The sequence below is a fragment of the Rhizobium sp. RHZ02 genome (genome assembly GCF_014851575.1).
GTDB classification, from domain to species: Bacteria; Pseudomonadota; Alphaproteobacteria; order Rhizobiales; family Rhizobiaceae; genus Rhizobium; species Rhizobium altiplani.
In genome coordinates this window covers 1-13,586 of the sequence record NZ_JACUZX010000017.1, presented here as the reverse complement: position 1 = coordinate 13,586, position 13,586 = coordinate 1, and the positions used below count along the sequence as shown (strand labels likewise).

Annotated in this window: 18 protein-coding genes; 6 read left to right on the top strand and 12 right to left on the bottom strand. The window is 58.6% G+C overall.

What is annotated here, in order from left to right:
- Nucleotides 1-31: 31 nt before the first annotated feature.
- A complete protein-coding gene (locus IB244_RS21205) occupies nucleotides 32-2,020 on the top strand; it encodes a bifunctional 2',3'-cyclic-nucleotide 2'-phosphodiesterase/3'-nucleotidase (protein WP_192305478.1) in 1,989 nt (662 codons plus the stop codon).
- Nucleotides 2,021-2,054: 34 nt separating this feature from the next.
- Here IB244_RS21205 and IB244_RS21200 read toward each other — a convergent pair whose 3' ends face one another.
- A complete protein-coding gene (locus IB244_RS21200; RefSeq protein ID WP_018856962.1) occupies nucleotides 2,055-3,023 on the bottom strand; it encodes a LysR family transcriptional regulator in 969 nt (322 codons plus the stop codon).
- 141 nt (nucleotides 3,024-3,164) lie between these two features.
- Here IB244_RS21200 and IB244_RS21195 point away from each other — a divergent pair, with 141 nt between their 5' ends.
- The gene (locus IB244_RS21195) at nucleotides 3,165-3,779 is read left to right on the top strand and encodes an FMN-dependent NADH-azoreductase (protein WP_029792480.1); all 615 of its coding nucleotides are present in this window, start codon (nucleotides 3,165-3,167) and stop codon (nucleotides 3,777-3,779) included.
- A 49-nt stretch (nucleotides 3,780-3,828) separates the two neighbouring features.
- On the opposite strand, the gene IB244_RS21190 is transcribed toward IB244_RS21195, so the two are convergent.
- The gene (locus IB244_RS21190; RefSeq protein WP_029792481.1) at nucleotides 3,829-4,407 is read right to left on the bottom strand and encodes a TetR/AcrR family transcriptional regulator; all 579 of its coding nucleotides are present in this window, start codon (nucleotides 4,405-4,407) and stop codon (nucleotides 3,829-3,831) included.
- A gap of 104 nt (nucleotides 4,408-4,511) precedes the next feature.
- Between IB244_RS21190 and IB244_RS21185 the strand changes: the two genes are divergently transcribed.
- Nucleotides 4,512-5,294, top strand: coding sequence for an SDR family NAD(P)-dependent oxidoreductase (locus tag IB244_RS21185; RefSeq protein WP_192305476.1), 783 nt, complete (start codon nucleotides 4,512-4,514; stop codon nucleotides 5,292-5,294).
- Here IB244_RS21185 and IB244_RS21180 read toward each other — a convergent pair.
- From IB244_RS21180 to ilvA, 3 genes are all read right to left on the bottom strand, one after another.
- Nucleotides 5,291-6,562: a sensor domain-containing diguanylate cyclase gene (locus tag IB244_RS21180; RefSeq protein WP_192305527.1), complete on the bottom strand. Its 1,272-nt coding sequence runs from the start codon at nucleotides 6,560-6,562 to the stop codon at nucleotides 5,291-5,293. The genes IB244_RS21185 and IB244_RS21180 overlap by 4 nt on opposite strands.
- 197 nt (nucleotides 6,563-6,759) lie before the next feature.
- Nucleotides 6,760-7,086 (bottom strand): HlyU family transcriptional regulator, encoded by a 327-nt coding sequence (locus IB244_RS21175; protein WP_192305474.1) that lies wholly within the window; start codon nucleotides 7,084-7,086, stop codon nucleotides 6,760-6,762.
- Between the two features lie 35 nt (nucleotides 7,087-7,121).
- Nucleotides 7,122-8,372, bottom strand: a complete 1,251-nt coding sequence (gene ilvA / locus IB244_RS21170) for a threonine ammonia-lyase (protein ID WP_026371759.1) — start codon at nucleotides 8,370-8,372, stop codon at nucleotides 7,122-7,124.
- 178 nt (nucleotides 8,373-8,550) lie between these two features.
- Between ilvA and IB244_RS21165 the strand changes: the two genes are divergently transcribed.
- Together IB244_RS21165 and IB244_RS21160 are read left to right on the top strand one after the other, a co-directional pair.
- A complete protein-coding gene (locus IB244_RS21165; RefSeq protein ID WP_018856969.1) occupies nucleotides 8,551-8,910 on the top strand; it encodes an antibiotic resistance protein VanZ in 360 nt (119 codons plus the stop codon).
- Nucleotides 8,911-9,112: 202 nt separating this feature from the next.
- Nucleotides 9,113-9,322 (top strand): hypothetical protein, encoded by a 210-nt coding sequence (locus IB244_RS21160; protein WP_192305473.1) that lies wholly within the window; start codon nucleotides 9,113-9,115, stop codon nucleotides 9,320-9,322.
- Here IB244_RS21160 and IB244_RS21155 read toward each other — a convergent pair.
- The 5 genes from IB244_RS21155 to IB244_RS21135 all read right to left on the bottom strand — a co-directional run bounded on the left by IB244_RS21155 (nucleotide 9,312) and on the right by IB244_RS21135 (nucleotide 11,608).
- Nucleotides 9,312-9,656, bottom strand: coding sequence for a DUF982 domain-containing protein (locus IB244_RS21155; protein WP_192305471.1), 345 nt, complete (start codon nucleotides 9,654-9,656; stop codon nucleotides 9,312-9,314). The genes IB244_RS21160 and IB244_RS21155 overlap by 11 nt on opposite strands.
- Nucleotides 9,657-9,753: 97 nt before the next feature.
- Nucleotides 9,754-10,161: a hypothetical protein gene (locus IB244_RS21150; RefSeq protein ID WP_192305469.1), complete on the bottom strand. Its 408-nt coding sequence runs from the start codon at nucleotides 10,159-10,161 to the stop codon at nucleotides 9,754-9,756.
- A 149-nt stretch (nucleotides 10,162-10,310) separates the two neighbouring features.
- On the bottom strand, nucleotides 10,311-10,700 hold the full coding sequence (locus IB244_RS21145) for a hypothetical protein (RefSeq protein ID WP_192305467.1): 390 nt from the start codon (nucleotides 10,698-10,700) through the stop codon (nucleotides 10,311-10,313).
- Nucleotides 10,688-10,879, bottom strand: coding sequence for a hypothetical protein (locus tag IB244_RS21140; protein ID WP_192305465.1), 192 nt, complete (start codon nucleotides 10,877-10,879; stop codon nucleotides 10,688-10,690). Before IB244_RS21140 ends, IB244_RS21145 begins: the two co-directional genes overlap by 13 nt.
- A gap of 3 nt (nucleotides 10,880-10,882) precedes the next feature.
- Nucleotides 10,883-11,608 (bottom strand): glycoside hydrolase family 19 protein, encoded by a 726-nt coding sequence (locus IB244_RS21135; protein WP_192305463.1) that lies wholly within the window; start codon nucleotides 11,606-11,608, stop codon nucleotides 10,883-10,885.
- A gap of 191 nt (nucleotides 11,609-11,799) precedes the next feature.
- Between IB244_RS21135 and IB244_RS21130 the strand changes: the two genes are divergently transcribed.
- Nucleotides 11,800-12,615 (top strand): FkbM family methyltransferase, encoded by an 816-nt coding sequence (locus tag IB244_RS21130; protein ID WP_192305461.1) that lies wholly within the window; start codon nucleotides 11,800-11,802, stop codon nucleotides 12,613-12,615.
- A 10-nt stretch (nucleotides 12,616-12,625) separates the two neighbouring features.
- Here IB244_RS21130 and IB244_RS21125 read toward each other — a convergent pair whose 3' ends face one another.
- On the bottom strand, nucleotides 12,626-13,018 hold the full coding sequence (locus tag IB244_RS21125) for a hypothetical protein (RefSeq protein ID WP_192305459.1): 393 nt from the start codon (nucleotides 13,016-13,018) through the stop codon (nucleotides 12,626-12,628).
- The coding region (locus IB244_RS31905; protein WP_210334307.1) for a hypothetical protein at nucleotides 13,015-13,586 on the bottom strand (572 nt) is incomplete at its 5' end. The genes IB244_RS31905 and IB244_RS21125, both read right to left, overlap by 4 nt.

The window sequence follows — 13,586 nt, the reverse complement described above, 5'->3', positions numbered from 1 at the left end:
TGGGCGACGCGTGATTTTCGAAGGAGTTTTCATGTCTTCCATTCTGGATCTGCCACCAGTGACCCGCCGCTCGTTGCTTGGCGGCCTGGCCGCCACGTCAGCGCTCATCCTTCTTCATCCTTTCAGCGCGCGCGCAGCCGCCAATCAGGCGCATCTTCGCCTGATGGAAACGACCGACATTCACGTCAACGTCTTTCCCTACGACTACTATTCCGACAAGCCGAACGACACGATGGGCCTGGCGCGCACCGCGACGATCATCGACAACATCCGGGCGGAAGCTGCCAACTCGCTGCTGATCGACAATGGCGACGTGCTGCAGGGCAACCCGATGGGCGACTACATGGCCTACCAACGCGGGATGAAGGACGGTGACCTACATCCCGTCATCAAGGCGATGAACACGCTCGGCTACACGGTCGGCACGCTCGGGAACCATGAATTCAACTACGGCCTCGATTTCATGTTCAAGGTGCTGAACGGGGCAAATTTCCCGTTCGTCTGCGCAAACCTGACCAAAGGCCAGCTCGCGTCCGATCCGACCAAGGACGAGCTGTTTTTCAAGCCCTATCTCATCGTCGAGAAGACAATCAAGGACGGCGCCGGCAACGAGAGCCCTATCAAGATCGGCTTCATCGGTTTTGTGCCGCCGCAAATCATGCTGTGGGATATCAAGAACCTCGAAGGCGAGGCGCAGACGCGCGACATCGTCGAGGCGGCCAAGGCCTGGGTGCCGGTCATGAAGCAGGAAGGCGCGGATATCGTGATCGCGCTCTCTCATTCCGGCATCGACGGCGGGGCCCCCTCCGAGAAGATGGAGAACGCATCGCTGCATCTTGCCGCGGTCGATGGAATCGACGCGATCTTTACCGGGCACCAGCACCTCGTCTTCCCCGGTCCCAAGACCTGGGATGGCATTCAGAATGCCGATCCGGTGAAAGGCACATTGCATGGCAAGCCTGCTGTGATGGCGGGCTTCTGGGGCTCCCATCTCGGCCTCATTGACCTCCTGCTGGAAAAGGACGGCAAAGGTTGGAGAATTGTCGACTTCACCTCGGAAGCGCGGCCGATCTACCACCGCGATGATAAGAAGAAAGTCATCGCCGACGTCGCCGACAAAAAGGACGTCATCGAAGCTGCGAAGGCTGAGCATGAGGCCACCCTTGCCTACGTGCGCACTCCGGTCGGCAAGACATCGGCCCCGCTCTATTCCTATTTCGCGCTCGTTGCCGACGACCCATCCGTCCAGATCGTTAGCCAGGCACAGACCTGGTACATCAAGCAGATGCTCGCCGACACCGAATACAAGGACCTGCCCGTGCTGTCGGCCGCAGCGCCGTTCAAGGCCGGCGGTCGCGGCGGCGCGGACTACTATACCGACGTGCCCGCCGGCGATATCGCGATCAAGAACGTCGCTGATCTCTACCTGTACCCCAACACGGTTCAGGCGGTCGCCATCACTGGCGAACAGGTGAAGAATTGGCTGGAAATGTCAGCCGCCATGTTCAACGAGGTGAAACCGGGATCGAAGGACACGGACCTGCTGAACAGTGCCTTCCCATCCTACAACTTCGATGTGATCGATGGCGTCACCTACCAGATAGACCTGTCGCAACCGCGCAGGTTCGATGATGACGGCAAGTTGATCAATGCCGATGCGAACCGCATCCAGAATCTGCAGTTCGACGGCAAGCCTATTGATCTCAAGCAGAAATTTGTCGTCGTCACCAACAACTACCGCGCCGGCGGCGGCGGCAAGTTTCCGGAAATCGCCGCCGACAAGGTCGTCTTCCAGGCGCCGGACACCAATCGTGACGTTATCGTCCGCTTCGTCCATGAAGAGCGCACAATCAATCCGTCGGCCGACGGCAACTGGACCTTCAAACCGTTGCCGGGAACGACGGCCGTCTTCCAGAGCGGTCCGAAGGCCAAGCAGTTCCTCGCGGACGTGAAAAGCGTAAAGATCGAGGACGCAGGTGAAGGCACCGATGGATTCGCCAAATTCCGTCTGGTTCTCTAGGCGTTCAGCTCCCGGCGAGGCCCTTGCGCCTCGCCTATTCCGCCGCTAGGGAGAGATCGCGCGCTGCATACTCCGCCACCTCGGCGGTGAAGTCGGCATGGCTTGGGCATTGCGAAAGCCTGGACCGAAAGGCGTCAACCATCCAGGTGGCAGCCGGTCCGGGCGGGGTTGAGATTCGTCGCATCGCATAAATTGGATACTCGCCTTGCTCGTAGGCCTGGAGATCCAGGTGTACAAGCGCTCCGCTTCTCAACTCGTCTCGAATAAGCGACGCCGGAAGACCACCCCAGCCGAGACCCCCGCGAATAAGAGAGTGCTTCGTCGCGATATCGCTAACGCGCCACGTCTTGTAGGAAAGCACATTGAAGTCGCGACCTTTGGTCAATCCCGATGGGTCGGTGACAACAAGCTGCGTCTCGTCGCGGACATCGGCCAGCGTCAACGGCCGGCCCAACCGCGCCAAAGGATGAGCGCTCGACGCAACCGGCACCATGAAGGAATGGCCGATGCGCTCGGTCACAAGCGAATCATGCTGCTGCAGGATGGCGCCGCCGATCCCGATCGTCGCCTTGCCGTTTGAGACGAGATCCATCACCACGCCGAGTTCACCGACCGCCAGATTGAGCCCGACGGACGGGAACTCGTTGCGAAACTCGCGCAGGACCTCAACCATCGCCTTTGACGGCACCATGACACTGATCGCGACGGAGACCTCGGCCTCCAACCCTTCCTTCAGCCCCTTTACGCGGGCGCGCATCACCTCGAGATCCGAGACGAGTCGCCGTGCGTCTTCGAGGAGTGCCCTGCCCGCCTCCGTCAGCTTCGGTTGCCTCGCACCCGAACGCTCGAAAAGGGGCACCTCCAGCTGCGCCTCGAGGTTGGCGATCGTGTAGCTGATGACCGATTGAGCGCGATTTAGCGTGCGCGAAGCAGCCGAAAAGCTGCCCATTTCCGCAACGGTAAGGAACACTTGCAACTGGTCGAGTGTGGGGTTCGGAAGCATCTTCCATCCAATCTATCGATGATTTTGATCGACATTATCACAGTTTTTTCGATAGTCGGCCAGTCCTATTTTCTGCTTCGAAACAGCGGCTCGAAGCTCCCAAGAACGGCCGCGAACGCAAATTCGAGAGGAAATTCAATCATGCCTTCCATTCTGCTTTTGACTTCCAGCCCGCGTGTAGACTCTCTTTCGACCACGATCGCCGCTGACCTTGCCGAAAAGATCAAGGCTCAGCAGCCGGGCAGCGCCGTCGTTCGTCGCGACCTAGGTGTAAATCCGCTGCCGCACATCGATGATCTCTTCACCGCAGCCATCCGCAAGCCTGCCGATGATCGCACCGTTGAGGAAGCCGCCGCCGTGCAGACGTCGGACGAACTCGTCGCCGAACTGCTCGCAGCCGATACGGTTGTCATCGGTACGGGTCTCATCAACTTCAACATCTACTCGTCGCTGAAGACTTGGATCGACAACGTCGCCCGCGCCGGCCTTACCTTCAAGTACACCGAAAGCGGCCCGGTTGGTCTTGCCACCGGCAAGAAGGTCTACGTCGTTCTTGCTTCCGGTGGCGTCTATTCGCAGGGCCCGGCAGCAGGCATGAACCACGCTGTACCGTACCTGAAGTCGGTCCTCGGCTTCCTCGGTATCACCGACGTCGAAACGATCTACGTCGAAGGCCTCGCCTTTGGTCCGGAAGCTGCCGAGAAGGCAATTGGCGCTGCCAAGGCCCGCGCTGAGGAAATCGCCCTCGCCGCCTAATCGGTGTCGAAATCGATGTTGAAACACGGCCGGTTCTCACCGGCCGTTTTCATTTTGTGCCGAACTCGTTCACGAAGGCCTTCACGGTGTCGAGGATCTCGTCGCCAAAGGCTTCATCGTTCGATATCCGTGCAAGGCCCAGCGCTCCACTCATGAGACAGGACATGATGATCGCCTTGCTGCGAGCCTCTGCCTCATCGGTGGCGTCAATGCGCGCCTGCATGCTGTTTACGCTCGTCTTCAGCTGATCTGTCGCAAGCGATCGGCACCTCTCGCCACTGCGGGCCAGATCGGCCGTCAGGGCCGCAAAGGGACACCCGCCGGCTGTATCGTCCCGGTGTTTTCCGCTCAGGTAGATCGCCGCATACTCCTGCAACGGAATGTCCTCTGGAGTCCGCCCCTCCGACCGAACCTTCGCCGACCAGGCGCCGAAGGCCGATTGCATTGCCTCGGCCACCAGTTCGTCTCGGGACGCAAAATGCTTGTAGAAGCCACCGACGGTCAGCCCCGCCTCCTTCATCAGATCCGCGACGCCGACGCCATCCAGCCCCTTCTCACGCAGACGCTTCGATGCAATTACGACGATCCGCTCGTGTGTCTTGCGCTTGTCCTGCTGTGAGTGGCCCATAAAAATCTCTCCCCACACCGGTTGACAGATTTAGATTACGATCATAATCCTTCTGGATTCATATCGTAATCCAGATAGCGCAATTTTCCAAGAGGAGTCATGCAATGCGTCTGCAGAACAAGGTCGCCCTCATCACGGGCGGAAATAGCGGCATCGGTCTTGCAACTGCCAAGGTCTTCCTCGACGAAGGGGCGAAGGTGATCATAACCGGCCGGAATACCGAGACACTCGCCGCCGCCGAGAAGGCGTTCGGCAGCAACGTGCTTGCGCTGAGGCTTGATGTAACGGACGTCGCGGCCACGGAACGGGCCTTTGCGGAAGCCGCCGCCAAGTTCGGCAAATTTGACGTGCTCTTTGCAAACGCCGGGATTGGCGGTGCGACTCCCCTTGGTGGAACGTCGCTGGAGCAATTTAACACGATCATCAGCACGAACCTGACCTCCGTCTTCTTTACGGTCCAGTCGGCATTGCCGCATCTGAACGACGGCAGCTCGGTCATCCTAAACGGCTCGGTTCATGCGGTGCTTGGTGCGCCCGGCTATTCAGCCTATGCAGCGACGAAGGGTGCGGTACGTGCCATGACCCGCAATATAGCTTCCGAGCTTGCGCCGCGCGGCATCCGCGTCAACCAGGTCACGCCAGGCGGCACCAAGACACCGATCTGGCAACCGGTGGCGTCGACGGCGGATGCAATGTCGGCGCTTGAAGCCCGGCTGGGCGGAATGAGCCCGCTCGGCCGAATGAGCGAAGCGGAGGAAATTGCCAAGGCCGCGCTCTATTTCGCGTCAAGCGATTCGACCAACGTCACAGGGATTGAAATTGTGGTCGATGGCGGCGCGACGAGCGCCCCGTCCGGCGCCAAAATATTCCGCGCATCGATCGGCTAATCGAACTTCTCGAGTCCGGACTTGCCGACCACGCAATTGCGGCCGCTTTTCTTCGCCTGGTAGAGCCTCTGGTCGGCGGCCGAAAGAACCGTTGTGAAGCTCGCGCCGTCAGTCTCGGCTGTCGCCACGCCGATACTGACGGTCACGGGCTCGCCATCCGGCGTCTTGACGCTATTCGCGATCGTCCAGCGCAAGCGTTCGGCCAGCCCCATTCCCTCGGCATGGTCGGTTGCCGGGCAGACCGCGACGAATTCCTCACCGCCAAAACGGAAGACACGGTCGGCCGATCGCAAAATGCTGCCGAGACGAAGCGTGATCGCCTTCAACACCTCATCTCCCTGCAGATGCCCGAAGCGGTCGTTGACCTCCTTGAAATGGTCCGCGTCCAGAATGATGACAGTGGCGGAGTGTCCCTGCCGCAGTGCTTCACGAACCATGACCGGCGCTTCCATCTCCATTCGCGCGCGATCGTAGACCCCCGTCAGCACGTCCCTGCCGGTACGATCAAGCAGATCGTTGTAACGCTCCCGGAAGGTCAGGTCACTGAAGACATCACTGATCGGCCGCACGCTCGCGGGAATGCCTTCGCGCCGTATCCAAACTTCGTAGACGGCGAAGAGCAACGCATAGATGCAGACGGCAAACATCTTGCCCTTCCATCCGTCCCAGAAGGCAGAGGCAGGAATCTCGAGGAAGTAGTGGAGCGCACCGAAGAACCCGATCTGATCGAATGTGAGGATGACGAAGCCGCAGATCATAAAGCGCACGATGATCCAGTGCTTCAGGAAGCGACCGAGGCGCTCGTACAGCAGGATAATGCCGATGGAATCGAGATAGAGGAGCGTCGTCCCCCAAACCATGAGCCATCCCATTTCCTTGAGGAAATCGAAGTTCGCGCTGTCGCCCCGAGGGAGCTCGATCGGCGTATGCAGTTGCATCAGCCACGCTACTGCGACCGTCAGGATATTGCCGACAAACAGGCCGTAGATCGGTTGGCGAACGGTAGCAGCGTCCTCTTGCCGATACAGCATGAGAATCATCATCAGCTTGCCAGTGAAGAATACCGACGAACCGGGCGACGCAATGCCGAACGGCAGCGCGACATAAAAGACTGCCGCCAGGTAGGTTTCCATGAAGTGCATGACACCGAGGGCAGTGAGAAACATGCCCAGGCCGAGGCGCTGGCGGAAGTGCAGTAACGTCACCATGAGCGTGAAATAGCCAACGGCGGCAATGGCAAACAGCAGCAGGTTAAAGGCTTCCATCAGCTGCCCCTCTCACCAGCCAGCGCGCATCCAGAGGCGGTCCACCACACCAGCAATTAATGGCGGCGAACATGAGCGGTGGTCTGTGTTTGTCGTAAGGCACGTGGCTGTCCTGCAAGGCTGCGGACACCAAGATTCCTCGTAATCCTTTAAGATTGCGTGAGTATTAGTATCGTCCTACCGACGCCGCGGAAAGCGAATCAGACCTGGCGAACTTTTGCGCCGTCGTTGAACAATGACGGCCCGTTCTGGTCGATGATCTGCTGCGCCTTGCGCACCGTGCACTCGATCGCATCATCCGAAGATCCGAACATGTCGGCGCGAATGAAATTGCGTACGAGGACCTCGTCCCCGACAGATTTCTCGATCCGGCCGGCAAGGCGGTACTGGCCGCCTTCCTTTTGCGGCTCGGCATAGATCGTGCAGTCCCCATAGAGCTGCGGCTCGGAAGAGACGCCAACCGGCGCGTCAGGCGATTTGCCGCCGCCTGAAAACATTGAGAAAATACTGGAGAAGATCGAAGCCATATTTCGCCTTATCATGGCAGCGCGTGCCGGAAAAGTTAAATGATGAGGTTTGCGAGGATCTCGTTTTCGGTGATGTCCTCGAAGCCGATGGCCGCATTCTCGAAGTTCGCGATGAGCTGCGCGAAATTCTCGGGCGCCTTGGTCTCAATACCGATCAATACCGAGCCGAAATTGCGAGCCGTCTTCTTGAGATACTCGAAACGGGCGATGTCGTCGTCGGGGCCAAGCAGGTTCAGAAAGTCGCGCAAGGCGCCGGGTCGCTGAGGCATCCGCAGGATGAAGTACTTCTTCAATCCGGCATAGCGCATTGCGCGCTCCTTGACATCGGGAAGGCGTTCGAAATCGAAGTTGCCCCCGGAGACAACGGCGATGACGGTCTTGCCTCTCAGCACTTCCGGATCCATCGCGGCAATTGCGGTCAGCGATAGTGCTCCCGCCGGTTCGAGGACGACTCCCTCTACGTTCAGCATCTCGCCGATGGTCACGCAAATGGCGTTTTCCGGCATCAGCATGACCTGCTCGGTGGGAAAGCCTTCCAGGGCGGCGAAGTTCAGATCCCCGATCCGCGCAACGGCCGCACCGTCGACGAAATTGTCAACCTTCGCGAGCGTCACCACCTGCCTTGCTTCGATGCTTCGCTTCAGGCTCGGCGCGCCGGCCGGCTCCGTGAAGATGAAGCCGGATTTTGGCACAAAATCATCGAGATAACGAGTGATGCCAGCCGCCAGTCCGCCGCCACCGACCGGCATGACGACCATATCAGGTGTGGTCCCTTCGGGCAGTTGCTGCAGGATTTCCGCGGCAACCGTCGCCTGGCCTTCGATGATATCCGGATGGTCGAACGGCGGCACCATGACGCCGTCGATCGCCTCGACGTGATCGCGGGCGGCCTTGTAGCATTGATCGAAGAAGTCGCCCGTCAGCTTGATGGTGATGAACTCCGCGCCAAAGATGCGCGTCTTGTCGATCTTCTGCTGCGGCGTTGTCACCGGCATGAAGACAACGCCAGGCACGCCGAAATAGCGGCAGACGAAGGCAAAGCCCTGGGCATGATTGCCGGCCGAGGCGCAGACGAAGGTCTTGCCGCCAGCACCCTCGGCGATCGCCTTGCGGAAGAAATTGAAGGCGCCGCGAATCTTGTAGGAACGCACGGGTGAAAGGTCTTCGCGCTTCAGCCAGATGTCGGCGCCATAGCGCGCCGACAGGTGCTCGTTCAGCTGCAGTGGCGTTGCTGGAAATAGGCTGCGCATGGCCGCCTCGGCGCTCTCGACATCCTGTCTGGTCACAATCGTTCGTCCATTGCTGTTACCGACCCCCGCTATGGCATAAGCGCGCAACGGGAAAAAGCCCATATCCGCCAATATTCTCCACTTGCGAAGTCATCTTTTGTATCGGCTGCCGCCGTTCGCGCAATAACGCGATTGTGCGCTATCAATTCGCTCGCAATGCGGCTACATCGCCCGGATGATCTCAAGCAAATTTGCAAGACCGATTGCCTGGCTGCTTTTCGCGGCCATTATTTTCGTCACCCTGTCGCCGATCGGGTTGCGCCCGCATACGGTCACGTCAGTCAATCTCGACCGCGCTCTGGCTTATTCGTTGGCCGGCTTCATGTTCGCGCTCGCCTATCCGCGGCATTGGATCGCGGTCGCGCTTCTCCTGGCCGCCGGCGCCTTGGCAGTCGAGTATCTGCAATACCTGTCGCCGACGCGCCATGCGCGCTTCCACGACGCCGCGGTCAAGATTGTCGGCGCATCCGCCGGCGTGTTTGCCGGTTGCCTTTTGAATCGGGTCCGTATTGCAGCGCGTCCCGCGCAAACATGAGGAGCCGCGTCGCTCTTGACTGAATCGCCTCAGTCGTTGAAGGAGATGCCTGCGCGAGCGTGGCGAAACTGGTAGACGCAAGGGACTTAAAATTCTTCCGGTCCATTGTTTTCGTTGAATATTTCTGCACAACGCAAACGCAAAAACCGATGAAATACGATGCAAAATCCTTCGATTTGCACAACGGTTTAGGTCTAATTCCATGACCCAAGACATCCGCCAAGCCATCCTAGACGCCGCCAACAGCAAGGCAGAGCGAGGAACGCCTATCAGCCTTCTGGAGATCGGCCCGCTGCTCTTGAAGGATGACCGGTATACGCAGGACGAGATCGTCAACGCGCTCTATGCAATGGAGTCGGATGGTTTGATCCTGATGTTGGAAGGCAACCGGATACAGGTCGTCAGGCGCTAGGGCTCGTTTGTCTCTGCCCGCGCTTGGGCTTGGGACGCTTCTCGCCCCGCACCTGTATGTATTCTTCCTTGATCATCAGCATCTCGGCGGCAATTGCAGCAGCTACGAAAGCCGCCCTCGCCTGCTCCGGATCCCGATGCCCTTCCATCGCCTCAAGGCACATGGTCTGCGCTCGTAGCCATTCCTTGCCCCGGTTCTCTTCCGGCCAGCGATAGAGCAGGCTGTAGGCCAGATCCGACAGCGTTGCGTGCCGGCGCATGGTGATGCCCTTGCGCTTCTCGACGCAGACAATGCAGTCTCTAATGCTGATGTGCTCACCTACGTATTCAGTCATGCCGTCACCTCTGGCCGAATCAGGTGAGGATTGGAGCCGGAGAGTCAAGGTGCGTTTATGAGATTCTTCTAATTTGTCTGGTGGGGGACAGAGAGAGCTATTCCGAGCGAAGGACCGCCTGGGTGCCGAACCACGGCTTCTGTGGAGCGCGGCAGTAGGCGCGGACAAGCACGGGCCGTTCTGCAGGGCATGTCAAAGGGCGAGCCGCAGGCATGACTGGCGGCACAGTGTCGATCAAGAGAGAGGCTGTTTCCTTCGCCTTCACAAACCCGCCGTTCATGGCAAACGTCACCAGAACTGCAGCGATAGCCGCGACGATGATCCAGAATAGGCGACCGATTCCCGACTTGATGCCTTTCACGTCGTCAGCAAGAGCCGTCATCCTCTCGTCGTTCCTGGCATCGGCAACCTCTTTCGTGCTGCGCCACGCCTCAACGGCCATGAGCCGCCCGCCGTACTCGCTTAATCGATGTTCTGCCTGAACCATTCGGCTTCGGAGATCCATATCATTTTCCGCTGGTGTCAATGCCCCATGCCCCTTCAATGCGATTCCGTTAACCAGAGGCGAGTAATGTCTCGTCAGCCTTTGGCGATGGCACTTATCGTCTAAGGTGAGGTCCGGCACGCTGTTAGCGCAACGTGTCGGGCCGCTTGCTACTTGCTTCGCCACTTGGCGAGGATCTGCTCACCGGCTTTGCCGATGAAGAGAGACGACACTATCGCCCCCATCCAGCCATCCAGCGGAGGCGGGAGCGCGGCTACGGTCCACGTCTGGGGATAGATGCATCCCCGGCAGAACAGGATCGAATAGAGACATACCGCGGTGAACCACAGACCGGCCGGGATGAGGAATAGCAGCGGGAACCACCAGCCCCTCCCCGTCAGGACTTGTGCCTGGGCGTTGACATAGCTCTGCACGGCCTCAGTCTTGATCCGCTCTCGCTCGGTGATGTTGTCCACGCGGTTGTCGATCGTCGATAGAATTCGATCGAGCGGGCCTCTCAGGAAGCCGAGGAAGGCGCCCCAGAGCATTATTTCGCCCATCCGTATTTTCTGGCTAGCGCATAAGCGCCTTCCGTCACAACGCCGATGGCAACGCCGGTCAGCATGAGAAGGTCAGGGTCAGAGGCGAGCGTGTCGCCGGTCCCGGCATCCAGATATCCTTTGGCGATGAGAGCGCCTGCAATGTACCTCAGAGCGATTCTGCTTATGACTGCGGCCATGGGTCACTTCCTTGTGAAGATGTTGGCGATTGCTTCAATGAGCTTGGCGAGCCAATTGCCGTCAGAGACCGGTTGCGGCTCGATGACGATGGGCTTGGGAGTTGGTGCTGGAGCGGGAGTGGTGACAGGAACCCCGCCAGCCTCTTTGATGGCCGACAGGAAGGCCGTGTAGTAGCCGCCGATCAGTTCCCACTTGTCGGTCACGTTGACCGTGCGGCGGGCGTTCTTGAGGTCGTCAGGGCCGTTTGTCGGGAGGTAGGCGGCAATCCCCTTCCCGGCTCCGTTCCATCGACCGTCAAGCAAGCCCTTGATCATCACCCGCGCCGAGATGACCGGATCGAGCATCTTGTCGGGATAGGCGACGAGATCATAGGCCGCATCGGCTGACGAGGTGTCGTAATTCTTCAGCCAGGTGAGCTGGACCTGCCCGCGACCATAGTAGACGTGGCCGTATTTCCCCGCAGGCTTGCCATATTCGCGTTTGGCGACGATCCGGCGAGCGCTGGCGTCGTCTTTTGCGAAACCCTCTCGGACGGGAACCATACGGGCTCCTGTCTCGTGGTAGGCTGTGGCGAGGGCATAGGCGAGCGTCTTGTCTCGCCCGTCTCCATGGGTGGCGAAGGCGTCTAGGATTCCGTTGATGCCGTCCACCTGCGACTGGCTTAGAGACGTGCCGAAAACGCCAGACGTGCGACGGCGCAGTGCAGCGAAGAACGCTGTACGATCCATTGAAAGCTCCAGATTGTGAGGATTAGAAAGGCTTTGCCTTGAGCAGATACCGGCCCGCGATGGCCTCATGCTTAGCGGCTGTTGACATCGCAACAATGAGATGGTGAAGCGTGGGTAGCCAGAGACTCACATCTCCGGCTATTGCTGCCAAAATACGAAGCTAGGCGGCTATTCCCCTTATAGGTGTAAGAATGAAAACATGGACATTCGAAGAACTGCACGCTGAAAGCGAAAAGAATGCGCTTGGCCTTCAATATACGATCGCCCAGCGGGAACGGCTTAAGCTCCTGTTCCGCCTGATCGGCAGAATGCTACGCACGCACCCGAACGTAGACTATCCGGAGATAATCGACACCCTTCTTACGACATCAGCAGAACACTGTCAGGATGTATTCGCCATTCTCCTTAATGAGGGGAAACGGGACGGTTACTTTGTGGAGTTCGGGGCATGCGATGGAATAGTCGCCAACAACACCGTGAATCTTGAGCAGCGATTCGGATGGAGAGGGATATTGGCCGAGCCGGATCGGTTCTGGCATGAGCGCCTCTCCCCGAACAGGGCGGCTATTATCGACAAGCGCTGCGTTTCGTCAGTTACAGGCGCACAGATCGAATTTTTTCAATCAGACCGGCCGGGGAACTCATCCCCAAGCCAGGAGCACCCTTACATCGGCGGCGTTGTTAAATCCTATAAGGTGGATACCGTGAGCCTTCTTGATCTCCTGAAGGACCATGATGCGCCGCGCTTTGTCGATTTTCTCTCAGTGGACACTGAGGGCCACGAAAAGGAAGTGTTCGTCAATTTCGATTTCGACCGCTATAAATTCGGCTTCATCTGCGTTGAAGAGCACGACGGAGTGGCGCCTGCAGACAGTGTGCAGCCAATTCTGGAGGCGGCAGGCTATAGTGTGATCTTCGCAAGGGAAGAGGGGAGACCCGTTCCCATGCAGATAACCGGAGTGGATAAGTTCTTCGTCCCCAAGGACCACCCGGCGCTCGGCTGGTGATTAGCCGCCATCACGGCCACACCATTTCGGGGATTTCGAGAAGGAATGCTTCAATGGACGGCTGCTCGCGCTCGCCGTCTTGAACCTTTGACAGTTCCGAATAGGCATACTGCCACACATCGTCGCGCCAGGCGATGAACGCTATAGCCTGGGAGGCCCACGGTTGTACGGTTGAAGCTTCGTAGGAGGCTAGCGTCACGCCGTCGCGGAACTGCTTCTCGCGGGCCGTGGCGTCAATCACGCCTTGAACAGCATTCTCGTAGTCTGTCATGGACGGTGGGGGGTTGAGGAATGCCAGCACCTCAGCATCGTCGTCTGGCAGCTCTTCCTCTGCCACACCTGGGCACAGGAAGGCATAAAGGCCGTTGATCTTGCCAGCTTCGTCTCTTTGAACAAACGTCATCCGTTTATACCTCTACTGTCGATCCAGCCAATGCTTGAAAGAACGTTGGCTGCAATGGTCCCGGCGCCGATTGTTGTTGACCAGTTGATGCGAGCGGAGAGATCCGTGTAGATCCCGCCGAAAATTGGCACCTGATCCAGTTGGCCAGCGCCGACGTTCTGGAAAATGAAGTTCCCTGCCCCGCCGTCTCCGTCCGAGATCCAGTTCGACGCCGTGGACGAGCTATTCATGGATAGGAGCGAAGTCAGTAGCGGCTGGACACGAACGCCAAAAGGCGCAACCGTTGTTACAAGCGTTCCACCAGCAGTGGCGGCTGTACTATTGCGAATTCCTATAGGACCCCCCGCCAACATGAACCGGTTGCCGATCTGAATAAATAGCCGGTTTGCCCCGCCTGTGCGTAGAATGGAACCAATGCGGCGTTTGCGGTCGTAGTTCGTAGGCATCGTTGGTGATGTCGCGGAAAGCGAAAACAGAACATCGACAACGCCCGTGTCAGACCGCTGGATCAGAAATACGTGATATGTGTTGTCCCCAACCGAACCGGTGTCTAGTCCACCCTGATTGG